The sequence below is a fragment of the Mycobacterium sp. 852002-30065_SCH5024008 genome (genome assembly GCF_001665645.1).
Classification (GTDB): domain Bacteria; phylum Actinomycetota; class Actinomycetes; order Mycobacteriales; family Mycobacteriaceae; genus Mycobacterium; species Mycobacterium paraffinicum.
The window spans coordinates 1-19,910 of record NZ_LZSZ01000076.1; the positions used below are offsets into that span (position 1 = coordinate 1).

Genomic DNA, 19,910 nt, shown 5'->3' on the forward strand with positions numbered 1-19,910 from the left:
ATCCCCGCTCTTTTCGGGGTGGAACTGGGTGGCCGACAGCGGCCCTTGCTCGACGGCGGCCAGGAAGGGCACCCGGTGGGTGGCCCAGGTGAGCACGGCCTCGGGCGAACCCTCCCAGTTCTGCGCGGCGTAGGAGTGCACGAAGTAGAAGCGGGTGTCGGCGTCCAGCCCCTTGAACAGGGTGGTGCCTTCCCCGGATTCCACGACGTTCCAGCCCATGTGCGGGATCACCGGGGCATCCAGCCGGGTGACCTCTCCCGGCCACTGGCCGCAACCCGTTGTCTGCACACCGAATTCGACGCCGCTGGCGAACAGGATCTGCATGCCCACGCAGACGCCCAGCACCGGGCGCCCGGCGGCGACCCGGTCGGCGATGATGCGGTCCCCCTTGACTCTGCGCAGGCCGGTCATGCAGGCCTCGAAGGCCCCGACGCCGGGCACCACCAGCCCGTCGGCGGCGGCCGCCGCATCGGCGTCGGCGGTCACCTCGACCGATGCGCCCGCCCGCTCGAGCGCGCGCTGGGCCGACCGTAGGTTGCCCGAGCCGTAATCCAGGACCACGACGGATGGTTTTGTCACAGAACACCTTTGGTGGACGGCACGTCCGACACCCGGGGATCGGGCTCGACGGCCTGACGCAACGCGCGCGCCACCGCCTTGTACTGCGCCTCGGTGACGTGGTGCGGGTCGCGCCCGTACAGGACGCGCACGTGCAGCGCGATGCGCGCGTTCATGGCGAGCGACTCGAACACGTGCCGGTTGATCACGGTGTGGTAGGGCACCGAGCTGCCGGCAATGGTGGTGTGCCGCAGGTGATCCGGCTCACCGGTGTGCACGCAGTAGGGCCGGCCGGACACGTCGACGACGGCGTGGGCCAGCGTCTCGTCCATCGGGATGAAGGCGTCGCCGAACCGGCGGATGCCCCGCTTGTCGCCCAGGGCCTGGCCGAGCGCCTGCCCCAGCGCGATGGCGGTGTCCTCGATGGTGTGGTGGCCCTCGATCTCGACGTCGCCCTTGGTGCGGACGTTCAGGTCAAAGCTGGCGTGGGTCCCCAGCGCCGTCAGCATGTGGTCGTAGAACGGCACGCCGGTGTCGACGTGGACCTGCCCGGTACCGTCGAGGTCGAGCTCGATGACGATGTCAGATTCCTTGGTGCGACGCTCGATACGCGCGCGCCGAGTCGCAATAGTGGTCACGGGGCTCCTACTGGGGTGGCTGGGACCAGTTCGGTGGCAGCGATTTGGGCGCTGGCCCGCAGGAACGCGTCGTTCTCTTCGGCCAGTCCGGTCGTGGCCCGCAGGTAGCCGTCAATCCCGACGTCGCGGATCAGGACGCCGGCGTCCAAGTAGCGCTGCCAGGCGGCCGGGGCGTCGGCGAATTGTCCGAACAGCACGAAGTTCGCGTCGCTGGGGATCACGCGAAAACCCATGCCGGTCAGGGCGGTTGTGACCCGTTCCCGTTCGGCGATCAGCGCCGCAACGCTACTCAGGGTGTCGTCCGCGTGCCGCAGCGCGGCCCGGGCCGCGGCCTGCGTGACCGACGACAGGTGATACGGCAGCCGGACCAGCAGCATCGCGTCGATCACCGCGGGCGTGGCGATCAGGTAGCCGAGCCGCCCGCCGGCGAAGGCGAACGCCTTGCTCATGGTGCGGGTGACGATGAGCTTGGTCGGATACTCCCGCACCAGCCCGACGGCACTCGGCTCGGAGGAGAACTCACCGTAGGCCTCGTCGACGATCAAGATTCCCGGCACCGCGTCGAGCAGCCGCCGCAGAGCCGGCAGCGAAACGCTCTGCCCGGACGGGTTGTTCGGGCTGGCGAGGAAGACCACATCGGGTTGATGTTCGGCGACGGCGGCGACCGCCCTGTCCACGTCGAGGTTGAAGTCGTCGGCGCGGACGCCCTCCAGCCATTCCGTGCGCGTGGCGCCGGCGATGATCGGGTGCATCGAGTAGGACGGGGCGAACCCGATCGCGGTGCGCCCGGGCCCGCCGAATGCCTGCAGCAGCTGTTGCAGGATCTCGTTGGATCCGTTTGCGGCCCAGACGTTTTCCACCCCGAGCTGCACGCCGGTCTGCGCGGTGAGGTAGCCGGCGAGATCGCCGCGCAGGTCCACCGCGTCGCGATCGGGATAGCGGTGCAGGTCGGCGGCCGCCTCGGCCACCGACCGCACCACATCGTCCACCAGCGCCCGGCTGGGCGGGTGCGGGTTCTCGTTGGTGTTCAGCCGCACCGGGACGGCCAGTTGTGGTGCGCCGTAAGGTGACTTGCCGCGCAAATCCTCGCGCAGGGGCAGGTCGTCCAGCGTCGGGTTCTCCGCGCCGGTCATCGCTCGAACCTCCGCCGGATCGCCTCGCCGTGCGCCGGAAGGTCTTCGGCCTTGGCCAGCGTGACCACGTGTCCCGAGACGTCCTTGAGGGCGGCCTCGGTGTAGTCGACGACGTGGATGCCGCGCAGGAAGGTCTGCACCGACAGGCCGCTGGAATGCCGCGCCGAGCCCGCCGTGGGCAGCACGTGATTGGATCCGGCGCAGTAGTCGCCGAGGCTCACCGGTGAGTACGGACCGACGAAAATGGCTCCGGCCGAACGTATTCGGCCGGCGACCGCCGACGCGTCGGCGGTCTGGATCTCCAGGTGCTCGGCGGCGTAGGCGTTGACCACCTGGATGGCGGCGTCGAGATCGTCGACCAGGATGATCGCCGACTGGCGACCGCCGAGCGCGGCGGTCACCCGGTCGCGATGCACCGTGGTGCGTAGCTGGGCGGCCACCTCGGCGTCGGTCGCGGTGGCCAGGTCCTCGCTCGGGGTGACCAGCACGCTGCCCGCCATCTCGTCGTGCTCGGCCTGGCTGATCAGGTCGGCGGCCACGTGCGCCGGGTCGGCGGTGTGGTCGGCGAGGATGGCGATCTCGGTGGGCCCGGCCTCGGCGTCGATGCCCACGCGCGAGCGGCACAGCCGCTTGGCGGCGGTGACGTAGATATTGCCGGGCCCGGTGATCAGGTCGACCGGCGCCAGCTCGGAGCCGTCCGTGTCGCTGCCGCCGTAGGCCAGCAGCGCCACCGCCTGCGCGCCGCCGACGGCCCACACTTCGTCGACCCCGAGTAGCCGGGCGGCGGCCAGGATCGTCGGATGCGGCAGGCCGTCAAAGCGAGCCTGCGGCGGGCTGGCCACCACCAGCGAGTCGACGCCGGCGGCCTGCGCGGGCACCACGTTCATCACCACGCTGGACGGGTACACCGCGTTGCCGCCGGGCACGTACAGGCCCACCCGCTCGACCGGCACCCACCGCTCGGTGACCGTCGCGCCCGGGCCGAGCGTGGTGGTGACGTCGGCACGGCGCTGGTCGGCGTGCACCGCGCGGGTGCGTTCGATCATCACCCGCAGGGCGTCCACGACGTCGGGTTCCAAGCCGGCCAGCGCCGCTTCCAGAGCCGCCTCGGGGACCCGGACCGCCGCGGGCCGCACACCGTCAAACGACGCCCCGAACTCCAGCGCCGCCTCGGCGCCGCGCTCGGCCACGGCCTGCACGATCGGCCGCACCTTGGGCAGCACGCTCTCCACGTCGGCGCCGCCGCGCGGGAGCGCGCTCCGCAATCGGGCAGCCGTCAGCTCGACGCCCCGCAGGTCTATGCGGGCCATCACGGGTGCTGAAGCGGTACTCATTGCCTCCATTGTCCCAGAGCAACTCAAGTGGATATCCGCCCGGTACAGTGCCCGTGGAACGCCCACACAACGCAGGGAGCCGTCATGTCCGCGAAGGATCACCCCAACAACGCCCCGGGCGTCCCGATGGTGTTCCCGCCCTGGTTCGAGCGCTTTCAGATCAAGTATTTCAACCCGGCGGTCAAGCCGATCGCCCGCTTTCTGCCCGGCACGGCGACCATCAAGCACCGCGGCCGCACCTCCGGCACGCCGTACGAGACGGTCATCACCCCCTATCGCAAGGGAAACGTGCTGGCGATCGCGCTGGGCCACGGCAAGACGAACTGGGTCAAGAACGTGCTGGCGGCCGGCGAGGCCGACGTAGCGTTCAGCCGCAACCGCGTGGTGCACATCACCAATCCGCGGATCCTGCCGGCCGGTTCCGAGGGCCCCGACGCCGAACGTCTGCCGCGGATGGCCCGGATGCAGCTCCGGCGGATCGGCGTTTTCGTCGGCGACATCGCCTGAGGCGCGGCGCGCTTTTGGGGGTGCGCTCACGGTGGCGACACGCCGCTGGAGAGCGCCCTGGGCGCACACTCAACGCCCTGGACGCACACTCGAGCGGTCTACGCCCTGGTGAAGACCGTCTTGCCGGTCATCGTCGGCCAGGCCGATGGGGCGTCTTCCCAGGCGACGACGCGGTCGACGGCCGGCGACACGTCCAGACCGCCCGCGAGCAGTTCGAGCACGCGCGGGATGACCGTGCGCGCGCTGACGCGTCCGGTGATGAACCGGACGCCGCGCGAGTACATCGGCAGCAGCGGCATCTCGACCTTGTATTCGGGGTAGATCGCGGTGTCGGTGCAGACGCCGTCCGGCCAGGTCGCGCGCAGTGTCGCCGCTAACAGCGCCGGATCGCTGGTGGTGTGCACCGTGACCGGGTAAGAGCCCCAAGACTTGTCCGGTTTGGCGGCGTCGTGGACCACCGCGCCGAGCTTCTCGGCGGCGGCCAGCCGCTGCGGGTCGGTGTCGACGTAGTCGACGTGAGCCCCCAGCGCCGCGGCGATCGCAGCCGAGTACAGGCCGATCGACAGCCGTCCGAGCACGAGGACGCGGCGATCGACCGGATCCAGTGCCTCCAGTTCTGCCCCAAACGGCCCGACGGTGCGCCAGCCGTCGGGAATGTTGTCCGACAGGGACGCGATGGAGACGGGGTCGACGGCGTCGGGCAACGGGATGAGCATCGCGTCGGCGTACGGGACCAGCACCAGATCCGACATAAAGCCGCCGCCGTCAAGGCCGGCGATCGGTGCCATCCCGTAGGCCGCCATCAATGGCACTGCGCTGCACGAACCGGTCACGCCGCGGCGGCATTCGCGGCAGGCCCCGCAGCTGATCTGAAACGGCACCACGACGCGGTCGCCGACCCGGGCGCCCCTGACCTCATCGCCGACGGCGACGACCTCGGCCAATCCTTCGTGGCCCACCGCGTACCCCGGCGGCAAGGGCAGCCGCCCATTGCACACCGCGACGTCGAGGTCGCAACACGCCACCGTCAGCGGCCGGATCAGCGCCTGCTCGGGAGCGCTGAGCTGGGGTTCGGGCACCTGACGCCACGCGTATCGCCCGGTGTCTTCGTACGTCAGCTGCCTCATCTCTGCATTCTTGAGTGATCACTCAAGTAAAGTCAATAGCGTGCCGAGACCCGACCGCAGCCGCACCGCGTTGATCGATAGGGCCGCCACGCTGTTTCGCCGCCAGGGCTACGCGGCGACAGGCCTGAACCAGATCCTCGAGGAAGCCGGCGTCAAGCCCGGTTCGCTGTATCACCACTTCCCACAGGGCAAACAACAGCTGGCCGCGGCGGTCGTCGAAACCAAAGGCGCCGGCATCGAACAACTGCTGCGGCGGTTCCTGGCGACGGGCCGGCCGGCGGCAGACATCGTCGATCGCTGGATCGATCTGCTGGCCGCGGGGTTGGCCGGCGATCGGCGCGACGGCTGCCCGATCGAGCCGATCGCCACCGAGTCGGTGAACGCCAGCCCGCTGGTGCGCGACGCGTCGGCCCGCGCGTTCAGGGGCTGGTGTGCGGCAGTCGAGCAGCGGCTGTGCTCCGACGGCTGGTCGGCGGCCGAGGCGAAACGGGTTGCGCTGGCCGTGATCTCGCTGATCGAGGGAGCGCTGATCCTGTCCAGGATCTCCGGTGACGCGGGCGCGCTCGACGCCGCCAAACCGGCCGCGCGCACGCTGCTGCGCGGCTAGGACCCTTACATGTCCAGGCCGACATCGAGCGCGCGCACCGAGTGCGTCAGCGCGCCGACGGCCAGGTAGTCCACCCCGGTTGCCGCGTAGGTGGCGGCGTTTTCCAGGCTGAGCCCGCCGGAGGCCTCGAGCAGCACGGCGGGGGCGCGCGCGTCGCGACGCTGCACGGCCATCTGCGCCTGCCACACCGGGAAGTTGTCCAGCAGCACCAGTTCCGGCTTTTCGCCCAGCACCTCGTCCAGCTGCTCGAGGGAGTCCACCTCCACCTCGCACGGCAGATCCGGCGCCGCGTCGCGCACCGCCCGCAGCGCGTCCACCACCGAGCCCGCGGCGACCACGTGGTTGTCCTTGATCAGCGCCGCATCGCCGAGCCCCATCCGGTGGTTGACGCCGCCGCCGACCCGCACCGCGTACTTCTGCAGCGCGCGCAGCCCGGGCAGGGTTTTGCGGGTGTCGCGGACCTTGGCCTTGGTGCCCTCCACGGCCTCGACCCAGGCCGCCGTCGTGGTGGCGATGCCCGACAGGTGACACACCAGGTTCAGCATGGTCCGCTCGGCGGTCAGCAGGCCGCGGGCGTCCGCGCGCACGGTCAGCATCGGCTCGCCCGGCTGCAGCCGGGCGCCGTCCTCGACGCTGTGCACCACTTCGTAGCCCCCGGGGAGGACGGCGTCGAGGACCAGCAGCGCGACCTCGACGCCGGCGATCACGCCCGGCTCGCGGGGCACCATCGACGCCGTGGCCACCGCACCGGCGGGCACCGTCGCGAGGGTGGTGATGTCGGGGCCGTAGCGCAGGTCCTCTTCCAGACCGCGCCGGATGGTGTCCTGAGCGGCGCTTCGTTCGTCGGGCAGCATCATCAGCCCACCGCCGCCAGCGCCTCCACCAGCACCGAGCTGTGGTCGTCGGCCAGCCGCAGCACGCTGCTGCGGGCCTGTTCCGGTGCGGGGTCCGGGTATTCGGCGCGATGGTGGCAGCCCCGGCTCTCGTTGCGGGCCAGGGCCGCGGCGGTCACCGCGCGGGCGGCGACGGTCAACGCGACGTCCTCGAAGTCGCGGCGGCCGGCGATGGGGCGCACCCGCGCCCCCGACAGCGTCTCGGACAAGCGGTGCAGCCCGGCGGCGTCGCGCACCACCGAGGCATCGCGGCTCATCGCGGCCTGCAATGCGCCGCGTTCCGGGGCGGTGTGGGCGATGGGCTCGGGCTCGACAGCCCTGACGCGCCCGGCCGCCATCGCGTGCGCGGCCGCGGCTTTCCCGGCGCGGCCACCGACCACCAGGCCCTCCAGCAGGCTGTTGGACGCCAGCCGATTGGCGCCGTGCAGTCCGGTGCGCGCCACCTCGCCGGCGGCGAACAGGCCGGGCAATTCCGTCTGGCCGTGCACATCGGTGGCGACGCCGCCGCAGCCGTAGTGCGCCCCCGGCACGACCGGGATGGGCTGACGGACGGGGTCGATGCCGGCTGCGCGGCAGGCGGCGGTCACTGTCGGGAACCGGGTCGCGAAACCTTCGATGCCGCGCGCGTCGAGGAAGACGCACGGGTCGCCGGTGGCCTTCAACCGGGTGTCGATGGCCGCGGCGACGACGTCACGCGGCGCCAGATCGCCCATCGGGTGAACACCGGCCGTCACCGAATTGCCTTGCCGGTCAAGGAGTATCGCGCCCTCGCCGCGGATGGCCTCGGTGACCAGCGGGCGCCGGCCGCCGCTCCCACCGAAGAGCATCGTCGGATGGAACTGGATGAACTCCAGGTCGCTGACCGCGACGCCGGCCCACAGTGCCAGCGCGATTCCGTCACCGGTGGAGCCCTCGGGATTGGTGGTCGCGCCGTAGAGGTGCCCGAGACCTCCGGAGGCCAGGATCACCGCGGGCGCGTTGATGATTCCGTAGCCGTCCACGCTGCCCAGCAGGACCCCGGTGACGGCGGCATCGTTGTGCAGCACCCGCAGCGCCACATGGCCGGCGCGGATGTCCAGCCGGGCCGCGGCGTGGTCGAGCGCCCGCTGCACCTCGGCTCCGGTGGCATCGCCGCCGGCGTGCACGATCCGCCGCCGCGAGTGCCCGCCCTCGCGCGTCACGTCCCAGCAGCCCGGGTATGCCTCGTCGAATCGCGCTCCGGCACCGACCAATTCAGACACCGCCCGGTACCCGTCGGCGACGATGGAATACACCGCGTCGGGGTCGCAGAGGCCGGCGCCGGCCGCCAGGGTGTCCGCGACGTGGGCCTCCACCGAGTCATCGTTGTCGGGCAAGACCACCGCGATGCCGCCCTGCGCGTAATGGGTCGCGGTGCCACCCTTCGCCTGGTCGGCCTTGCTCAGCACAACGACGCTGCGGCCCGCGCGATGGGCGGCAAGCGCCGCGGCCAATCCCGCGACACCGGTACCGATGACGACGACGTCGGCGCTGTGGGTCCAGGCGGGGTGGACGGTCATTCGCCGCCGCCCGGCTGACCGATTTCGATCATTCGCTGCACGCTGCGGCGGCCCGCCGCCGCGATCTCCGGGTCGACATCGACTTCGTCGGCCCCGTCCACCAGGCAGCGCAGCAGGGCCGCGGGCGTGATCATCTTCATGTACTTGCAGGACGCCCGGTCGTTGACCGCGCGGAAGTCGACCTGCGGGGCGGCCCGGCGCAGCTGATGCAGCATGCCGACCTCAGTGGCGACCAGCACCTTGTGGGCCTGGGTTTGGTGCGCCGCGTCGAGCATGCCGCCGGTGGACAGGATCTTCACCCGATCCGCCGGGAAGGCGCCCTCGCCGGCGAGGTACAACGCCGAAGTGGCACAACCGCATTCGGGATGGACGTAGAGGTCGGCGTCGGGGTTCGCCCGCGCCTGCTCGGACAGCTCGTCGCCGTTGATTCCGGCGTGCACGTGACATTCACCGGCCCACACGTGCATGTTCGTGCGGCCGGTCACCCGGCGCACGTGTGCGCCGAGGAACTGGTCCGGGCAGAACAGCACCTCCCGGTCGGGGTCGATGGACTCGACCACGTCGACCGCGTTGGACGAGGTGCAGCAGATGTCGGTGAGCGCCTTCACGGCGGCGGTGGTGTTGACGTAGGAGACGACGACGGCGCCGGGGTGCTCGTCCTTCCAGGCGCGCAACTCGTCGGGGGTGATGGAGTCGGCCAGTGAGCAGCCGGCCCGCTGATCCGGGATGAGGACCGTCTTGTCGGGGCTGAGGATCTTGGCGGTCTCGGCCATGAAGTGCACCCCGCAGAACAGGATGGTGTCCTCGGGCGCCTCGGCGGCGATCCGCGACAGCGCCAGTGAGTCCCCGACGTGGTCGGCGACGTCCTGGATGGCGGGCAGCTGGTAGTTGTGCGCGAGCACCGTGGCGCCGCGCAGCTTCGCCAGTCGGCGAATCTCGGCGGCCCACTGCTCGTCACCCTCCACACCGGCGTAACCGGCGGGTGAATTCGTGACGTCGGCCATCATGTGTTCGGCGAGCGTGTCCATGCGATTTATAACCGTCACGGCGGCTCCTTTCAGCCCAGGAGGTTTTCGACTTATAATCGAAAACATGGTTCATGGTAACACCGCCCACGAAGTGCTCGCGGTCGTATTCCAGGTTCGCCATGTCACCGAGCAGGTTACGAAGGGCCGCCCGACGGAAAAACCGCAGCTTAACGTGCTGTTATGGCAGCGTGCCAAGGATCCGCAGCGCGGCGCCTGGTCGCTGCCCGGCGGGCAGCTGCGCAACGACGAGGACATGACCACCTCGGTGCTGCGACAGCTGGCCGAGAAGGTGGACCTGAAAGAGCTCGCGCACCTGGAACAGCTGGCGGTGTTCTCCGACCCGAACCGGGTGCCGGGCGCCCGGGTGATCGCGTCGACATTCCTGGGATTGGTGCCCTCCCCCGCCACCCCCGAGCTACCGCCGGACACCCGCTGGCATCCGGTGAGCTGCCTGCCGCCGATGGCTTTCGACCACGAGCCGATGGTCACGCACGCGCACACCCGGCTGATCGCCAAGCTGTCCTACACCAACCTCGGGTTCGCCTTGGCCCCAAAGGAATTCGCGCTTTCTACACTCCGCGACATCTACGGCGCCGCGCTCGGCTACCAAGTCGATGCGACGAACCTGCAACGCGTGCTGGTCCGCCGCGGCGTGATCAGCCAGACCGGCACCATCGCGCAGTCGGGCCGCAGCGGCGGGCGGCCGGCGGCCCTGTACCACTTCACCGACTCCCGACTGCGGATCACCGATGAATTCGCCGCGTTACGGCCCCCCGGCTAGGCTCGCGGAAAGCGTCTTCGGGTGACGCGATCGCAAATTGGTGCCAGTGGCGCGTCCGGCTCTGCACGCCCCGGCAGGAATTCGCTCACAGTGCGGCGATTACGTTTTGGTTACCTGCCGTTCGTGCGCGACAATGCCGGATGGCCTAGAAGGGAGCCTCAATGGCTGAGCTCGGCAATCTGGCAGGCACGCATGGCGCGGAGTGGATCGCCCGGCCGCCGCACGAGGAACTGCAGCGCAAAGTACGCCCGCTGCTGCCCTCGGACGACCCGTTCTACCAGCCGCCACTGGGCTTCCAGCACGCCGAACCAGGGACGGTGCTGCGTTCGCGCGACGTCGAACTGGCGTTTTTGGGTTTGATCCCGCAGCCGGTCAAGGCCATCCAGCTGCTTTACCGGACGATGGACATGAACGGCGAGCCGGAGGCGGCGGCGACCACCGTGATCGTCCCGGCCGAGCTCGCGCCGGAACGCCCGTGCCCGCTGCTTTCTTACCAGTGCGCGATCGACGCCGTGTCGTCCCGTTGCTTCCCGTCCTACGCGCTGCGGCGCCGGGCGAAGGCCCTCGGGTCGATCGGTCAGTTCGAGTTCTTCCTGATCGCCGCCGCCGTCGCCGAGGGCTGGGCCGTCTCCGTGCCGGACCATGAGGGGCTGCAGGGCCTGTGGGGCGCGCCGTACGAGCCCGGCTATCGCGTCTTGGACGGCATCCGGGCCGCTCTGGGTTCGGAACGCCTCGGGCTTTCCCAGGAGGCGGCGATCGGGCTGTGGGGGTACTCCGGCGGCGGGCTGGCCAGTGCCTGGGCGGCCGAAGTGTGCGCCGACTACGCGCCCGAACTGGACATCGTCGGGGCGGTGCTGGGATCACCGGTCGGGGATCTGGGCAACACCTTCCGCAGGCTCAACGGCGGTTTCCTATCGGGCCTGCCCGCGCTGGTGGTGGCCGCGCTCGCCCACATCTACCCCGAGCTGGACAGGGTGATCAAGGAGCACAGCAACGAGGAGGGGCGCGCCCTGCTCGAGTCGCTCGAGAAGATGACCACCGTGGAGGCGGTCGTCCGGATGGCCGGCAAAAACATGGGCGACTACCTCGACGAGCCGCTGGAGAGCATCCTGTCGACGCCCGAGGTGATGCACGTCTTCGAGAACATCAAGCTGGGCGTGGCCGTGCCGACGCCGCCGGTGTTGATCGTGCAGGCCGTCCACGACTACCTCATCGACGTGAAAGACATCGACGTGCTCGCCGACGCCTATTCGGCCGGCGGCGCCCAGGTGACCTACCACCGGGACGCGTTCAACGAGCACATGCTGCTACACCCGCTGTCGGCGCCGATGACGCTGCGCTGGCTCACGGACCGGTTCGACCGCCGCCCCCTGACCGAGCACCTCATCCGGACCACCTGGCCGACGATGTTCCATCCGATGACCTACGTCGGGATGGCCCGGCTGGCCAAGATCGCCGCCAAGGTCATCTTCGGCCGGAGCATTCACCGCCGTCCGCTATGACACGGCCGCTTCGGCGGCACCCCCTGCTCCCACCGGCAGCGCTTCGGAAGGCCGGCCGCCCGGCGGAAGGGCGCCCAGGTCGTCGCGGGCGTCGGCGGCCGCCAGCACCGCATACACCAGCGCGGCGATAGCGGCGGGCCACAGCAGGGTCAGCGCGACCTGCAGCGGGTTTTGGGCGAAGAACACCGGGGGCGCCTGGACGACGTACGCCACCGACGGGCCTTTGGACAACGGCACCGCGTCGAAGTTCAATGCGCCGTAGCTGATCCGGACCAGCGCGGCCCCGGTAGCCGTCGCGGCCGCAGCAGCGGTCAACAGGGCGGCGGACAGCGCGGCGACCATCCCCGGGCCGCGGTGCTCGCGCCACTGCCACCCCAGCACGGGCGCCACCACCGCCAGCACGGTCAGCAGCCCCAGCATCAGGCACGGCGCGTCGAAGAAGTGCTCAGACTCGGTGCCGAGATAGTCGTGGACCCGTTCACCCGCCCGCGTGAGCGCCACCACGGCGTGGATCGGCGGGGCGATCCACGCCCACAGCCCGCCGGCCAACACACCGGCCGCCGCGGACCCCAGCCCGGCGACGGCGATGGCGCGCACCGGTGGCTTACGCGGGGCGGTCGCGGCCGGCGGCGTGTCCCGACCTTCCATGGGCTCTGTCATCGCTGGGCCTCCAGGTCGACGGAGTCGACCCGACCGTGCCGCGAGCACTGCGCCCGCCAGCCGTCGGGTCGGACCTGCACGATCATCCGGCGTCCGCATTCCGCACAGAACCGGGGCGGCTCGAGGCCCAACTGCGCCGCTGTCGGCACTGCGGTGCCCCCCAATTCCCCGGTGTAGACGTTGTAGACGCCGGCGCTGACCGGAGCGCCCAGATCCCGAACCACAGTCGCCAAGTTTCCTACAGGGTGGCGTTGAGCGCCTTGATAGGCATCTGCAGGTCGTCGAGCAGTTCCAGGTCGGCCTCGGCCGGGCGGCCGAGTGTGGTCAGGTAGTTCCCGACGATCACCGCGTTGATGCCGCCCAGGATGCCCTTCTTGGCGCCCAGGTCACCCAGGGTGATCTCGCGGCCCCCGGCGAATCGCAGCATCGCGCGCGGCAACGCCAGGCGGAAGGCGGCGACCGACTTCAGCGCCTCGGCCACGGGCAGCACCTCCAAGTCACCGAACGGCGTCCCGGGCCGCGGGTTGAGGAAGTTCAACGGCACCTCGTCGGGCCCCAGCTCGGCCAGTTCGGCGGCGAACTCCGCGCGCTGCTCGAGCGTCTCGCCCATGCCCAGGATGCCGCCGCAGCACACCTCCATGCCGGCGTCGCGCACCATCGACAGGGTCTGCCAGCGCTCTTCCCAGGTGTGGGTGGTCACCACGTTGGTGAAGAACGAGCGGGCGGTCTCCAGGTTGTGGTTGTAGCGGTGCACACCCATCGCCGACAGCTGCTCGACCTGCTCGGTGGTCAGCATCCCCAGCGAGCAGGCGATGTTGATCTCGACCTCGTTGCGGATCGCCTCGATGCCGGCCGCGACCTGGGCCATCAACCGCTCGTCGGGCCCACGGACGGCGGCCACGATGCAGAACTCGGTGGCACCCGACTTCGCGGTTTGCTTGGCGGCCTCGACCAGACTGGGAATGTCCAGCCGCGCGCTGCGCACCGGCGAGGCGAACAACCCCGATTGCGAGCAGAAATGACAATCCTCCGGGCAGCCGCCGGTCTTCAGGCTGATGATGCCCTCGACCTCGACCTCGGGCCCGCACCAGCGCATCCGCACCTCGTGGGCCAGCGCCAGCAGGTCGTCGAGCCGGTCGTCGGACAGTTGCAGCACCTGCAGCACCTGCTCGCGACTCAGTCCCTCGCCGCGCTCGAGTACCTGTTCGCGGGCAACCGCCAGGATGTCTGCGTCGTTGGCGCCGGTGGCCGGTCGAGTTGCCGCTTGAGTCACCCGTACTCCCCTGCATCATCGGTGGCCGCGCACGCGGCCCCCCTGCCCACGGTGGTGGCAGCTTGAATAAAAAGTGTTCAAAGTAGGGTAACGGCCGCAGAACATGCCGTCCGCCGGGGTATCTCACCACAATGACCGATCCGCACGTCGCGTATGTGGCTCACCACATGATCCTGCTGGCGATCCCGGCCTTCTTGCCGGCGATCATCGTCGTCGGCGTGATCCTCTACATCGCGCTCAAGGACCGCCGCTCCCCCGGCGACGAGGAGGACTCCGCGCAGGGCACCGACGAAATCGGTGATTGACCGGCCGCCGATTTGGGCATTCCGCTTCCTGCGAGCTGGATCACAGCTCGCCAGGCGGTCGGGCGCTGTTGGGAGGGTTTGACGATGAAATCGGCGGAACTCACTTTCGTTGCCGAGGCACCGGCGCGCGGCGCCGGCCTGAACCAGGTGATCGGGCTGTCGGTCGCGGCGGTAGTGATCGCCGCGGTCATGCTGTGGGTCGGTTATGCCCACCGCACCCATCGGATCGAGTGGTTGACCCGGGTCGCCGACAAGCTGGGCGAGAAGTTCCACCGGCCCAATTGGGTGGCGCTTCCGGTCCTCATCTTCACGACGTTCATCATCTGCGCCCTGTTCGGGTTCATCTGGGACGTCAGCTGGCACATCGGCAACGGGCGCGACCCCGGCCCCTTGGCCAACCCCGCGCACTACTTCATCATCATCGGCCTGTTCGGAATCTTCGTCGCCGGCATGGTCTCGGTCGTGCTGCCGTTCGACAAGCCGGGCCCCGCGTCGGTGCGCATCACGCGCAACTGGCACGCGCCCGTCGGTGGCCTGCTGATGGCGGGCTGCGGGATGTACGCGATGATCGGGTTCCCGCTCGACGACATCTGGCACCGGATCTTTGGGCAAGACGTAACTCTCTGGGGCCCAACGCATTTGATGATGATCGGCGGGGCGTGTTTCTCGCTCTTCTCGGTGCTGATGCTGGAGCGTGAAGGCGAGGCGCACGAAGCCGATGAGGTAACCCACGGCGCCTTCATCACCTTCCTGCGTTACCTGTCCTTCGGCGGGCTGTTCATCGGCCTGTCCGTCTACCAGATCGAGTTCGACTTCGGGGTCCCGCAGTTCCGGCTGGTGTTTCAGCCGATGCTGATCGCCGCGGCGTCCGCGCTGGCGGCCGTCGCTGCCCGCATGACGATGGGACGCGGTGCCGCGATCATCGCGGCGCTGTTCGCCATCGCGCTGCGCGGCGCGGTTGCGGTGGTGGTTGGCCCCATCCTGGGCGCCCCGATCAACTGGTTCCCGCTGTACCTGGGTCCCGCCCTCGTCGTCGAGCTGGTGGCGCTGACCCCGTTGATCAAGCGTCCGGTGGCCTTCGGCGCCGTCTCCGGCCTCGCGGTCGCCACGGTGGGGCTGTGGCTGGAATCGCTGTGGATCGGGGCGGTGTACCACTACCCGTGGCCGACCAGCATGTGGGGCGAGGCGCTGGCGATGTCGGTGCCCGTCGCGGCGCTGACCGGGGTATGCGGCGCGCTATTCGGCGTGGTCCTCACCGGCCAGCGCCTGCCAAGCCGCGGGGTCGGCATCTCGGTGGTGGCGGCGGCGGTGTTGGTGATCGGCGTCGCGGTGGCCAACGGCTTGCACATCCTCGTGCCGGGCCAGAACACCGCCACGGTGACGTTGACGGATCTCCCCAGCCCTGCGGGGCAGCGGATGGTGTCGGCCGACGTGATGATCTCCCCGACGACCATGGTCAGTGACCACCCGGACTGGCTGACGATCCTGTCCTGGCAGGGGCGGATGCAGAACGACCGTGGCCTGATGATCGACAAGCTCGCCAAGGTTGGGCCGGGGCATTATCGGTCCACCCAGCCGGTCCCGGTGTGGGGAGACTGGAAGACGCTGTTGCGGCTGCAGGACGGCCGGACGATGACGGCCGTGCCGATCTACGAGCCGGCCGACGACGCCATCCCGGCGCCCGAGGTCCCCGCGCTCGCGACCAGCACGCGGCCGTTCGTCCTGGAGGTCACCATCCTGCAGCGCGAACGCGATCAGAGCGCGCCAGCCTGGTTGTTCACCGCCGGGGGGATCGTCGTGCTGTTCCTGACGCTGATGGTGATCACCGCCCTGACCTGGGGCGCCGGCCGGATCAATAACTACGACACCCTGCCCAAGCGGCCGGAGGAGGAGAAGCACACCGTGCCCGGCACCCCCCAGGCGGCGTGATCGATGGGAATCCGTAGCGCCCTGACCGCGGCGTGGGTGGCGGCGCTGGCGTGGGGGTTGATCGCTTGCGGCGGTTCACATAACCAGTCGCAGCCCGCCGGCGCGGGCCCGACGATCGATGTCACCATCGCCAAGGGGCAGGTGACTCCCACCAATGCCGCCCTGCAGGCCAAGGTGCACCAGCCGATCACGGTGAAGGTGACCAGTGACGCCGCCGACGAGCTGCACGTGCACTCGACGCCCGACCGCAAGTTCCAGGTGGCGGCCGCGCCCAACCAGACGTTCCAGTTCAGCGCCGACGTGCCCGGCAACGTCGAGGTGGAGTTGCACCACCTGGACCGCACGATTGCGACCGTCCAAGTCCAACCGTGACCGGCGGCGGCGCGACCGTGGTGCTCGCGCACGGGCTCGGCGGATCCGGCGACCTTCCGGTGCCGTACATGTACGCGATGGTCGGCGCGGCGTGGGCCCTGACGTTCACCTTCGCGCTGGTCGCCTTCGCCTGGCGGCGGCCGCGGTTCGATCCGCTCAAGCCCGGCCGCCCACTGCCCGCGGCGGTGACCGCGCTGGTTGACGCCCGGGCGACGCGGTGGACGGCCGCCGGGCTGGCGCTGGTGTTCGCCGCGTGGGCGTTGGCGGCCGGGGTGTGGGGCCCGCAGTCGGAGACCAATGCCCTGCTGGGCGTGTTCTACGTGCTGCTGTGGGTCGGGTTGGTGGCGCTGTCACTGGCGATCGGGCCGGTTTGGCGGGTCATTTCCCCGATGCGGACGGTCTACCTGTTGCTGCGACGGGCCACACCCGAGCGCCTGCATCGACCGCGGCGGTCCTATCCCGAACGCTGGGGCTACCGGCCGGGCGCGCTGGGCCTGTTCGCGTTCGTCTGGATGGAGCTGGCCAGCCCGAACCCGGCGTCGCTGCCCTGGGTGCGCGCGTGGCTGGGTATGTATGCCGTGGCCATGCTGGTGGGCGCCTGGCTGTATGGCCAGCGCTGGCTGGCCCGCGCCGACCCGTTCGGCGTGTACAGCATGGCGGTGTCTCGCCTGTCCCCGTTTCGCCGCAACCCGGAGAGCGGGAAGATCGTCGTCGGGAACCCGCTCGACCATTTGCCGTCGCTGCCCGTGCGGCCCGGGGTAGTCGTGTTGCTCGCGGTCTTACTCGGGTCCACGGCGTTCGACAGTTTCTCGTCGTCCCCGACGTGGCGCGGCTTTGCCGACGGGCTGTCTCGCGACGTCGGCCTGACGCCGACGCTGGCGTCGTCGCTGCTGCGGACCCTCGGGCTGGTGGTCTTCATTTCTGTTGTAGCGGTAACTTTTTCGCTCGCCGCGCGCGCGACGGGCGGTGTGGGCCGAGAGCAGCGGGGCGCCCTGCCCGGCCAGATGGCGCATTCCCTGATCCCGATCGTGGTGGGCTACATCTTCGCGCACTACCTGACCTACCTCGTCGAGCGCGGACAGCAGGCCGTGTTCGCGCTGGCCGACCCGTTCGGCCGCGGCTGGAATTTGCTGGGCTTGGCGCACCAGCAGGTGGCCTACGTGTTGTCCGCCCACCCGCCGGTGCTGGCCGGGATCAAGGTGGCCTGCGTGGTCACCGGCCACATCTTCGCGGTGATCGCGGCCCACGACAAGGCCCTGCGGCTGCTGCCGAGCGGCCATCAGCTCACCGGCCAGCTGACCATGATGCTGGTCATGGTCGGCTACACCTTCACCGGCCTGTACCTGCTGTTCGGCGGCTAGCCGATCAGGTAGTCGACCTTCTTCTCGCCGTTCCAGTGCCGCAAACCGGCGAAGCTCCCCTCGACGAGAGTGGGCCGCCCCGCGATCCGCAGCGCCCGGCTCAAAACCGGTCCCCCGACGCGCCGGGCCAGCGTGACGTGCGGCGTCCACTGGCCGGGCAGGCTAGTGGGGGCCGGCGCGGGGGCCAGGTGCTCGCCGCACAGCCGGTGCACCTCCGCGTGGAAATCCAGCAGCTCCGCCGTCGGCACGATGAGCCGGGCCAGGATCGCGTTGGACCGCCCGAGCAGCAACGACGCGCCGACGGCGCAGCCCAGCGGCAGCCGGTCGGTCAGCGGCCGGAGCGCGGCGTCGGCCTCTTCGGCGATGCGGTCGGCCACCGCGAGCGTGACGTGCGGCCGCCCGGCCGGCGCCTGGCTGGGAATTCCGGCGCCGGCCAGCGCATCCCAGAGCCCGCGGATCGTCGACTCGGTGTCGCCGTCGAAGAGCAACTCGATGGAATGCACCATCAGCGGACCAGCGCGGTGACCCAGTCGCGGTCGAACGCCGCGGCGCTCATGGCCGCGAACTGCGCGGCGTCCATCGATCCGGCCCCCGCGGGCAGCGCGGCCCGCACCGGACCCAGCCGGTCCAGGGCGGACCGGTTCGAGGTCTCCACCGGCCCGGGGCGCGCCGGCCAGCTGCCGATGACCAGCCCGGCGCACGGGACATCATGGGCGGCAAGCGATTCCAGCGTCAGCGCGGTGTGGTTGAGGGTGCCCAGTTCCGCGGTCACCGCGACCAGCGCCGCGGCACCCGTCTCGACGGCCAGATCGCGCAGGGTGACGCTCGCGGCGGCGAGCTCGACGAGCAGCCCGCCGGCCCCTTCGACCAGCGTCAGCCGGCCCGGGCGATCCAGGCCGGCGATCAGCTGCAGCACCTGGTCGCCACTGGGCAGCGCGGCGCCGGCCAGCTCGGCGGCGGCGGCCGGCGCCAGCGGTTGCGGGTAGCGCGCCAGCCCGGCCAACTCGGTCACGCCGGACAGCCGGGCGACCTCGGCCAGGTCGTCGTCGCCGGTGTCGGTGCCGGTCTGGACCGGTTTGCACACCGCCACGTCGATGCCGGCCTGACGCGCGTGACAGGCCAGCGCTGCGGTGACGATGGTCTTGCCGACCCCGGTTCCCGTCCCCGTGACGACCAGGACGGTCAAGGGCGCGTCACAGCAAGCACGTCGGTGAGCACCCGCCGCGCGATCTCGAGTTCGGCCGCATCCAGCGACGCGCGCGCGGTCAGCCGCAGCCGGGAGGTCCCGGCCGGCACGGTCGGGGGCCGGAAGCAGCCCACCTTCACGCCGCCGTCCAAGCAGGCGGTCGCGGCGGCCAGGGCCACCTCCGGGTCCCCCAGGACCACCGACACCACCGCCGACTGCGGGATCTCGGGCACGTCGCACACCTCGGCCAGGATGCGGGCATGTCGCAACACCGCCTCGGGTCGCCACGGTTCGGCCCGCAGCACGGTCAGCGCGGCCAGCGCGGCGCCCACCGCCGCGGGCGCCAGGCCGGTGTCGAAGATGAACGTGCGCGCCGCGTCGATCAGGTGGGCGCGAACGGCCGCGGGCCCGAGCACCACCCCGCCCTGGCTGCCCAGCGCCTTGGACAGCGTCGTGGTGAGCACCACGTCGGGGGCGCCCGCCAGCCCGAGCTCGTACAGCAGCCCGCGCCCTCCCCCGCGCACGCCCAGGCCGTGGGCCTCGTCGACGATCAGCAGCGCGCGGTGCCGGCGACAGACCTCGTGCAGCTCCCGCAGCGGCGCCAGGGCGCCGTCGGCGCTGAACACCGACTCGGTGATGACGACGGCGCGCTCCTCGTCGCGTGCGGCGAGGGCGGTCTCCACGGCATCGACGTCGCGATGCGGTGTGACCACCACCCGGGACCGCGACAGCCGGCAGGCGTCGACCAGCGAGGCGTGCGAAAGCTCGTCGGACACCAGCAGTGCGCCGCGGCCCGACAGGCCGACGACCGCGCCCAGGTTGGCCGCGTATCCCGAGGAGAACAGCAATCCCGATGCGGCGCCGACATATTCGGCGAGCTCGGACTCGAATTGCTGGTGCAGTTCGGTGTCGCCGGTGACCAGGCGTGAACCGGTGGAGCCGGCGCCCCACATGCGCAGCGCCGCGACGCCGCCCTCGATCACATCGGGGTGCTGGGATAGCCCGAGGTAGTCGTTGGACGCCAGGTCCAGCTCGGTGGCGACGGCGGGCCGCGGCCGCAACGACCGGCGCAGCCCGGCCTCGCGGCGCTGAGTTTCCACCGCCTCCAGCCAGGCCAGCGGTGACGTCTCGATCGGTGCCCTCATCGGGGATCAGCCTAGTGGCGATCGCCAGCGCGG

22 protein-coding genes are annotated in these 19,910 nt (G+C 70.5%); 8 read left to right on the top strand and 14 right to left on the bottom strand.

Annotated features, from left to right (window positions below):
- From hisH to hisD, 4 genes are all read right to left on the bottom strand, one after another.
- Positions 1-579, bottom strand: a 579-nt coding sequence (hisH, locus tag A5781_RS09415; RefSeq protein ID WP_067204130.1) for an imidazole glycerol phosphate synthase subunit HisH, incomplete at its 3' end; no start/stop codon positions are given.
- Complete coding sequence (hisB, locus tag A5781_RS09420; RefSeq protein WP_067204021.1) at positions 576-1,196, bottom strand: imidazoleglycerol-phosphate dehydratase HisB; 621 nt, start codon at positions 1,194-1,196, stop codon at positions 576-578. The genes hisH and hisB, both read right to left, overlap by 4 nt.
- The gene (locus A5781_RS09425; RefSeq protein WP_067204022.1) at positions 1,193-2,329 is read right to left on the bottom strand and encodes a histidinol-phosphate transaminase; all 1,137 of its coding nucleotides are present in this window, start codon (positions 2,327-2,329) and stop codon (positions 1,193-1,195) included. Before A5781_RS09425 ends, hisB begins: the two co-directional genes overlap by 4 nt.
- Positions 2,326-3,642 carry a histidinol dehydrogenase gene (gene hisD / locus A5781_RS09430; protein ID WP_197503765.1) on the bottom strand — a complete coding sequence of 439 codons (1,317 nt, stop codon included), beginning with the start codon at positions 3,640-3,642 and terminating at the stop codon, positions 2,326-2,328. The genes A5781_RS09425 and hisD overlap by 4 nt, the downstream gene beginning before the upstream one ends.
- 105 nt (positions 3,643-3,747) lie before the next feature.
- Between hisD and A5781_RS09435 the strand changes: the two genes are divergently transcribed.
- Complete coding sequence (locus tag A5781_RS09435) at positions 3,748-4,170, top strand: nitroreductase family deazaflavin-dependent oxidoreductase (protein ID WP_067204025.1); 423 nt, start codon at positions 3,748-3,750, stop codon at positions 4,168-4,170.
- A gap of 98 nt (positions 4,171-4,268) precedes the next feature.
- Here A5781_RS09435 and A5781_RS09440 read toward each other — a convergent pair whose 3' ends face one another.
- A complete protein-coding gene (locus A5781_RS09440; protein WP_067204027.1) occupies positions 4,269-5,297 on the bottom strand; it encodes a zinc-binding dehydrogenase in 1,029 nt (342 codons plus the stop codon).
- A gap of 40 nt (positions 5,298-5,337) precedes the next feature.
- Here A5781_RS09440 and A5781_RS09445 point away from each other — a divergent pair, with 40 nt between their 5' ends.
- Positions 5,338-5,904 (top strand): TetR/AcrR family transcriptional regulator, encoded by a 567-nt coding sequence (locus tag A5781_RS09445; protein WP_067204029.1) that lies wholly within the window; start codon positions 5,338-5,340, stop codon positions 5,902-5,904.
- A gap of 5 nt (positions 5,905-5,909) precedes the next feature.
- On the opposite strand, the gene nadC is transcribed toward A5781_RS09445, so the two are convergent.
- The 3 genes from nadC to nadA are packed head-to-tail and all read right to left on the bottom strand — an operon-like array spanning position 5,910 to position 9,381.
- Positions 5,910-6,761: a carboxylating nicotinate-nucleotide diphosphorylase gene (gene nadC / locus A5781_RS09450; protein ID WP_067204030.1), complete on the bottom strand. Its 852-nt coding sequence runs from the start codon at positions 6,759-6,761 to the stop codon at positions 5,910-5,912.
- A complete protein-coding gene (locus tag A5781_RS09455) occupies positions 6,761-8,335 on the bottom strand; it encodes an L-aspartate oxidase (protein WP_067204033.1) in 1,575 nt (524 codons plus the stop codon). The genes nadC and A5781_RS09455 overlap by 1 nt, the downstream gene beginning before the upstream one ends.
- Complete coding sequence (nadA, locus tag A5781_RS09460; protein WP_067204035.1) at positions 8,332-9,381, bottom strand: quinolinate synthase NadA; 1,050 nt, start codon at positions 9,379-9,381, stop codon at positions 8,332-8,334. The genes A5781_RS09455 and nadA overlap by 4 nt, the downstream gene beginning before the upstream one ends.
- A gap of 46 nt (positions 9,382-9,427) precedes the next feature.
- Here nadA and A5781_RS09465 point away from each other — a divergent pair, with 46 nt between their 5' ends.
- Together A5781_RS09465 and A5781_RS09470 are read left to right on the top strand one after the other, a co-directional pair.
- Complete coding sequence (locus tag A5781_RS09465; protein WP_067204037.1) at positions 9,428-10,144, top strand: NUDIX domain-containing protein; 717 nt, start codon at positions 9,428-9,430, stop codon at positions 10,142-10,144.
- 161 nt (positions 10,145-10,305) lie between these two features.
- A complete protein-coding gene (locus A5781_RS09470; RefSeq protein ID WP_067204039.1) occupies positions 10,306-11,646 on the top strand; it encodes a lipase family protein in 1,341 nt (446 codons plus the stop codon).
- Here A5781_RS09470 and A5781_RS09475 read toward each other — a convergent pair.
- The 3 genes from A5781_RS09475 to bioB are packed head-to-tail and all read right to left on the bottom strand — an operon-like array spanning position 11,641 to position 13,579.
- A complete protein-coding gene (locus A5781_RS09475) occupies positions 11,641-12,306 on the bottom strand; it encodes a DUF2567 domain-containing protein (RefSeq protein ID WP_067204041.1) in 666 nt (221 codons plus the stop codon). The genes A5781_RS09470 and A5781_RS09475 overlap by 6 nt on opposite strands.
- Positions 12,303-12,530 carry a hypothetical protein gene (locus A5781_RS09480; RefSeq protein ID WP_067204043.1) on the bottom strand — a complete coding sequence of 76 codons (228 nt, stop codon included), beginning with the start codon at positions 12,528-12,530 and terminating at the stop codon, positions 12,303-12,305. The genes A5781_RS09475 and A5781_RS09480 overlap by 4 nt, the downstream gene beginning before the upstream one ends.
- A gap of 14 nt (positions 12,531-12,544) precedes the next feature.
- Complete coding sequence (gene bioB / locus A5781_RS09485; RefSeq protein WP_067204045.1) at positions 12,545-13,579, bottom strand: biotin synthase BioB; 1,035 nt, start codon at positions 13,577-13,579, stop codon at positions 12,545-12,547.
- A gap of 131 nt (positions 13,580-13,710) precedes the next feature.
- On the opposite strand from bioB, the gene A5781_RS25845 reads away from it, so the two are divergent.
- From A5781_RS25845 to A5781_RS09500, 4 genes are all read left to right on the top strand, one after another.
- A complete protein-coding gene (locus tag A5781_RS25845; RefSeq protein WP_197503764.1) occupies positions 13,711-13,884 on the top strand; it encodes a hypothetical protein in 174 nt (57 codons plus the stop codon).
- Between the two features lie 84 nt (positions 13,885-13,968).
- Positions 13,969-15,813, top strand: a complete 1,845-nt coding sequence (locus tag A5781_RS09490; RefSeq protein ID WP_067204047.1) for a hypothetical protein — start codon at positions 13,969-13,971, stop codon at positions 15,811-15,813.
- A gap of 3 nt (positions 15,814-15,816) precedes the next feature.
- Positions 15,817-16,185 carry a hypothetical protein gene (locus tag A5781_RS09495; RefSeq protein WP_067204049.1) on the top strand — a complete coding sequence of 123 codons (369 nt, stop codon included), beginning with the start codon at positions 15,817-15,819 and terminating at the stop codon, positions 16,183-16,185.
- Positions 16,186-16,253: 68 nt separating this feature from the next.
- The gene (locus A5781_RS09500; protein ID WP_231990680.1) at positions 16,254-17,546 is read left to right on the top strand and encodes a hypothetical protein; all 1,293 of its coding nucleotides are present in this window, start codon (positions 16,254-16,256) and stop codon (positions 17,544-17,546) included.
- Here A5781_RS09500 and A5781_RS09505 read toward each other — a convergent pair.
- From A5781_RS09505 to A5781_RS09515, 3 genes are read right to left on the bottom strand one after another with little or no spacing between them, the layout of a single operon-like run.
- Positions 17,543-18,052, bottom strand: a complete 510-nt coding sequence (locus A5781_RS09505) for a 2'-5' RNA ligase family protein (RefSeq protein ID WP_067204053.1) — start codon at positions 18,050-18,052, stop codon at positions 17,543-17,545. The two genes, A5781_RS09500 and A5781_RS09505, sit on opposite strands and share 4 nt — an antisense overlap.
- Positions 18,052-18,732 (bottom strand): dethiobiotin synthase, encoded by a 681-nt coding sequence (bioD, locus tag A5781_RS09510; protein WP_067204056.1) that lies wholly within the window; start codon positions 18,730-18,732, stop codon positions 18,052-18,054. Before bioD ends, A5781_RS09505 begins: the two co-directional genes overlap by 1 nt.
- Positions 18,729-19,877, bottom strand: coding sequence for an 8-amino-7-oxononanoate synthase (locus A5781_RS09515; protein ID WP_067204060.1), 1,149 nt, complete (start codon positions 19,875-19,877; stop codon positions 18,729-18,731). Before A5781_RS09515 ends, bioD begins: the two co-directional genes overlap by 4 nt.
- Between the last annotated feature and the right edge of the window lie 33 nt (positions 19,878-19,910).

Excerpts from the sequence above, each read along its gene's own strand:
- A5781_RS09425 (WP_067204022.1), bottom strand. The coding sequence starts at position 2,329 with ATGACCGGCGCGGAGAACCCGACGCTGGACGACCTGCCCCTGCGCGAG.
- A5781_RS09435 (WP_067204025.1), top strand. The coding sequence starts at position 3,748 with ATGTCCGCGAAGGATCACCCCAACAACGCCCCGGGCGTCCCGATGGTG.
- A5781_RS09440 (WP_067204027.1), bottom strand. The coding sequence starts at position 5,297 with ATGAGGCAGCTGACGTACGAAGACACCGGGCGATACGCGTGGCGTCAG.
- nadC (WP_067204030.1), bottom strand. The coding sequence starts at position 6,761 with ATGATGCTGCCCGACGAACGAAGCGCCGCTCAGGACACCATCCGGCGC.
- A5781_RS09455 (WP_067204033.1), bottom strand. The coding sequence starts at position 8,335 with ATGACCGTCCACCCCGCCTGGACCCACAGCGCCGACGTCGTCGTCATC.
- A5781_RS09465 (WP_067204037.1), top strand. The coding sequence starts at position 9,428 with ATGGTTCATGGTAACACCGCCCACGAAGTGCTCGCGGTCGTATTCCAG.
- A5781_RS09470 (WP_067204039.1), top strand. The coding sequence starts at position 10,306 with ATGGCTGAGCTCGGCAATCTGGCAGGCACGCATGGCGCGGAGTGGATC.
- A5781_RS09475 (WP_067204041.1), bottom strand. The coding sequence starts at position 12,306 with ATGACAGAGCCCATGGAAGGTCGGGACACGCCGCCGGCCGCGACCGCC.
- A5781_RS25845 (WP_197503764.1), top strand. The coding sequence starts at position 13,711 with ATGACCGATCCGCACGTCGCGTATGTGGCTCACCACATGATCCTGCTG.
- A5781_RS09490 (WP_067204047.1), top strand. The coding sequence starts at position 13,969 with ATGAAATCGGCGGAACTCACTTTCGTTGCCGAGGCACCGGCGCGCGGC.
- A5781_RS09495 (WP_067204049.1), top strand. The coding sequence starts at position 15,817 with ATGGGAATCCGTAGCGCCCTGACCGCGGCGTGGGTGGCGGCGCTGGCG.
- A5781_RS09500 (WP_231990680.1), top strand. The coding sequence starts at position 16,254 with ATGTACGCGATGGTCGGCGCGGCGTGGGCCCTGACGTTCACCTTCGCG.
- A5781_RS09505 (WP_067204053.1), bottom strand. The coding sequence starts at position 18,052 with ATGGTGCATTCCATCGAGTTGCTCTTCGACGGCGACACCGAGTCGACG.
- A5781_RS09515 (WP_067204060.1), bottom strand. The coding sequence starts at position 19,877 with ATGAGGGCACCGATCGAGACGTCACCGCTGGCCTGGCTGGAGGCGGTG.